The organism is Nosocomiicoccus massiliensis (assembly GCF_000438455.1).
In the GTDB taxonomy this organism is placed as follows: domain Bacteria; phylum Bacillota; class Bacilli; order Staphylococcales; family Salinicoccaceae; genus Nosocomiicoccus; species Nosocomiicoccus massiliensis.
Map to the genome: position 1 here is coordinate 1 of NZ_CAVG010000044.1, position 3,579 is coordinate 3,579.

The window sequence follows — 3,579 nt, forward strand, 5'->3', positions numbered from 1 at the left end:
GCCACGTTCAATAAACTCTTCTACAATACGAGAAATTGCATCACGATAATTTGCATTTACTCTGTTTATTGACATTTCTTTAGAATATCCACAGATTACGACTGGCGTGTTTGAACGTTGAATATTATCGATTATTTTTTGGTCATCCGTTCCACCTAAAAAGATGATACCGTCCACTTGATTACTTAATAATGTTTCAAACGCATTCTTTTCTTTTTTAGCATCATTATCTGTATTCGTAATAATGATTTGATATTGATACATCTCAGCAATGTCTTCTAACCCTCTTAACACCGCTGAATAATATAAATCTGAAATGTCAGGAATAATTACCCCAACCGTCTTTGTTTTTTTACTAGCGAGACCTCTAGCCACCGCGTTCGGTTTGTAGTTTAATCGTTCTATGACGTCTTTTACTTTACGACGTGTTTCTGGCTTAACATTAGGGTTACCATTAAGTACGCGTGAAACAGTGGCCATTGACACATTCGCTTCTCTTGCAACATCATAAATCGTAATTGCCATGTTTTATTTTCCTCCCATGAAAACGTTTTTGTTTATTGATAATCATAACAGAAAATGAATGAGAATGTAAATAATTTAACAATAAACATCAAAAAAGTTCAGCATAAACGCTGAACTTTATAAATTAGATAAATCAACACTGTCTTTGTTTACATATCCATCTTTAACATCTTCTCGAATAGCACGTTTTTGAGCTGCCATTAAGTCCTCATCTGAGTCCTTAATACGCTTAACTTCTTCGAGTTCTGCTTTTTTCACTTTGACTTTGTCGACAATTTTATCTTTTTGATCTTCAAATACACCTTTTGGATCTTTTAAATCTTCACGAAGTGATTGCCCTGATTTTGGTGCTAAGAATAGACCTAAAATTGATCCAACAATCATTCCGAAAATAAGTCCGAGTGGTAAACCTTTTTTAGTCTTCTGTTTTGGAGGACTATACGGTTTTATACCATGTGTATGTCGATCTCTGTCATACTTTTCCATTTAACATCCCTCGCTTAGTAGCGACCTTTTATCGCATTGTTACGACGCTGACGTTGTTGCCATTTATCAGCAAGTTCCATTGCAACGTTTGACCATTGTACAACTTGTGCAATTTGCTCTTCGTTTTCTGAGATGTTAGTCGTAATTGAATTTGTCACTCTATCTACTGATGTGTTTAGGTTTTGAACTGAATATCCAACACCTTGAACTGCATCAACGACTGAGTTTAATTTTTCAACTTTACCTTGTACGTCTTCAACTAGACGATTACTTTTGTGTAATAAGTCAGTTGACTCACGTGTAATCCCTTGAATTTGTCCATCTAATCCATCGAGTGTTTCTGCAACGTAATCTAAGTTTTTCTTAACACTAAGTAAAACGACAGCTACTGCAATACATGCTACTAAAAATCCAACTGCAGCAACTACGAGTGCAATCCACCCTAAAATACTCCAATCCATAAATAACGCCTCCGTTAATGTTCTTATGTGTATAACTTATTAATAGCCGAATTCAATTCATTGTAAACATGTTTAAGAGATAAGTTCTGTAAATCTTTTTTCGTACTTTTGAATATCCCCTGCACCCATAAAGATAATGACACTATCTTCATATTGATCGAGCTCTTTAATTTTTGCTTCTGTTAATAATTTTGAACCGGGTATTAATTTCACCAAATCTTCACTCGATAAATTGCCACTTTGTTCTCTCGCAGAACCAAAAATATCTACGATATAGACTTTATCCGCCTCTTTTAAACTGTCTGCAAATTCATTTAAAAACTTTTCTGTTCTAGAGAAAGTATGTGGTTGGAATACCGCAACAACCTGGTGATTTTTATATTTTTTTCGTGCTGTTTCGAGCGTTGCTTCAATTTCTTTCGGGTGGTGCGCGTAATCATCCACGACGATATAGCTTTTAAATTTCGTCTCTGAAAAACGTCGCTTAACGCCACCATATGTTAAGAATGCACTTTTAATGTTCTCGAAATCAAAACCTTCTAAATAACAAATTGTAATGACAGCAAGTGAATTTAAAATTAAATGATCACCATATAACGGAATAATAAAATTATCTTTATATTCGCCTTCAATGTATAAATCAAATGAAGTGCCGTTATCTAACACTTCTACATTTCGAGCTTCGACTGTATAGTCACCATCGATACCATACGTATACATCGGAACATCCAATTTTATTTCATTGATATATGGATCATTTCCATACGCAACTACTGCTTTTGTCACTTGGTTTGCCATCGACTGAAACGCACTGACGACGTCTTCAACATCTTTAAAATAATCTGGGTGATCAAAATCGATATTCGTTATAATTGCATAGTCTGGATGATACGCTAAAAAGTGACGACGATATTCGCACGATTCAAATGCAAAGTAATCCGCTTCTTTTTTACCAACACCTGTACCGTCTCCAATTAAATACGTCGTTTCTTTATCGCCATTCATGACGTGACTGAGTAAACCTGTTGTCGATGTTTTTCCATGTGATCCCGTGACTGCAATTGACGTATAGTCTTTCATAAATTCTGATAAGAATTTATGATAGCGGATGACCGGATATCCAGTTTCAAGTGCTTTTTTAATCTCTTCATGGTCATCGTTAAATGCGTTACCTGCAATATACGTAAATCCTTCGACTATATTATCTTCAGAAAATGGTAATATTTTAATTCCTTTTTTCTTTAATTGATACTCCGTGAAAACTTCACTCGTTATGTCTGATCCTTGAACTTCGTGACCCATATCAAAAAGAACTTGTGCAAGTGCACTCATCCCTGCACCTTTAATTCCAATGAAGTGATACTTCTTCACAATTACACCTTACTTTCATCGCTTCTATCTGATAAGTAGTTGATGATGTTGCTTAAAACTTCCGCTTTTACTGTACTCATGTTCAGGCGTACTGGTCGGTTTGAAGTACTAATTGTGACGAGACAATCATTGCCCTCAAATAACTTATCCGCACCATCAATAACACTACTTTTCTCATCGTAATAAGAAATTTTTGTTTGCATTAAACTCAGAAGTTGGTATCTAATTCCAACGTCAGTTTTCGTGTGATTCATTACTAAATGTATGCCTAATGCTTTACCTTGCTTAAGAATTTGTAATATATGTCGAATCACTTCAGGGTTGTTTCTCTCAAGTATTCTATCAAAATCGTCAATATATATAACTATCGTACTCTTTCTCGATTCTTGCTTCACACGTGTGTTAAAACTTTGAATGTTACGCACATGTGCCCTTCTAAACTGAATGTTTCTGCTATTTAACTCATCTATTATATCATTAAATGCATCAGTATCGTATACTGATTTTCTTTCACTAAACGAATGAGGGAGTGAATTGAAAGTATCGTAGTCTTTCGAATCAGAAATCACTTTAAATTGAAATGCGTCACTATTATGATTCATGAATAACGAGACGAGCATACTGTTAATAATTTCCGTTCTTTTTTCTTCGTTACCGTATATTAAAATATGGCCAGCTTTTCTTAACTCATACGTAAAAATACGATTATCCACTGTTTTACCAAGTGCAAATCTAT

The 3,579-nt window shown here is 34.7% G+C and carries 5 protein-coding genes; all 5 read right to left on the reverse strand.

What is annotated here, in order from left to right; all coding sequences use genetic code 11:
- Window positions 1-525 (reverse strand): LacI family DNA-binding transcriptional regulator (locus tag TJ68_RS02150; RefSeq protein WP_040928489.1); only part of this gene is annotated, 525 nt, incomplete at its 3' end.
- A 117-nt stretch (window positions 526-642) separates the two neighbouring features.
- On the reverse strand, window positions 643-1,011 hold the full coding sequence (locus tag TJ68_RS02155) for a YtxH domain-containing protein (protein ID WP_040928490.1): 369 nt from the start codon (window positions 1,009-1,011) through the stop codon (window positions 643-645).
- A gap of 14 nt (window positions 1,012-1,025) precedes the next feature.
- The gene (locus TJ68_RS02160; protein WP_040928491.1) at window positions 1,026-1,472 is read right to left on the reverse strand and encodes a DUF948 domain-containing protein; all 447 of its coding nucleotides are present in this window, start codon (window positions 1,470-1,472) and stop codon (window positions 1,026-1,028) included.
- A gap of 72 nt (window positions 1,473-1,544) precedes the next feature.
- Complete coding sequence (gene murC, locus TJ68_RS02165; protein WP_040928492.1) at window positions 1,545-2,843, reverse strand: UDP-N-acetylmuramate--L-alanine ligase; 1,299 nt, start codon at window positions 2,841-2,843, stop codon at window positions 1,545-1,547.
- Between the two features lie 2 nt (window positions 2,844-2,845).
- A partial coding sequence (locus tag TJ68_RS02170) for an FtsK/SpoIIIE domain-containing protein (RefSeq protein WP_040928493.1) occupies window positions 2,846-3,579 on the reverse strand: 734 nt, incomplete at its 5' end.